Raw genomic sequence first — 529 nt, 5'->3', positions numbered from 1 at the left:
GCCGCGGGGAGGGGCTGCCCGGGTACGGCGCCTTCACCGCCTGGTGCCGGGCCCGCGACGTGCCCTTCGGGGGCGCGGGCGGCCGCGAGCCGCACCCGCGGTTCGAGACGCCCCCGGGCAGGCAGCTGCAGTTCGACTGGAAGGAGGGCATGAGGCTCGTCGACTCGGAGGGCGAGGTCTTCGAGTTCAGCGTGTTCACCGCGACGCTCGGCTACTCCCGGAAGCACCGCTTCATACCGGTCAGGAGCCGCACGCTCGACGACCTGCTGTCCTGCCTGCTCGCCACCTTCACCCGCCTCGGCGGCGTCCCGGAGGAGTGCATCACGGACAACATGTCGTGCCTGGTGACCGTCTCGGGCCGCAGGAGGACCAGGCAGGAGAGGGCGTGGCGGTTCGCGCGGGAGGCCGGCTTCGAGCTCAGGCTCTGCGCGCCGCGCTCGCCGCAGACCAAGGGCAAGGACGAGTCGGCCAACCGCTTCCTGAACCGCCTGCTCGCCTACGGCGGCGAGTTCACCGGGTGGAGCGGCCT

General features: G+C 72.4%; 1 protein-coding gene. It reads left to right on the top strand.

Features of this window, described 5'->3' with window-relative positions; genetic code table 11:
* Positions 1-149 precede the first annotated feature (149 nt).
* Positions 150-529 (top strand): DDE-type integrase/transposase/recombinase (locus ACTQ1E_RS08890; RefSeq protein WP_441565905.1); only part of this gene is annotated, 380 nt, incomplete at its 3' end.

It is taken from the genome of Collinsella sp. LCP21S3_C7 (genome assembly GCF_052118485.1).
In the GTDB taxonomy this organism is placed as follows: Bacteria; Actinomycetota; Coriobacteriia; order Coriobacteriales; family Coriobacteriaceae; genus Collinsella.
This window is presented reverse-complemented; position numbering and strand designations above follow the sequence as displayed.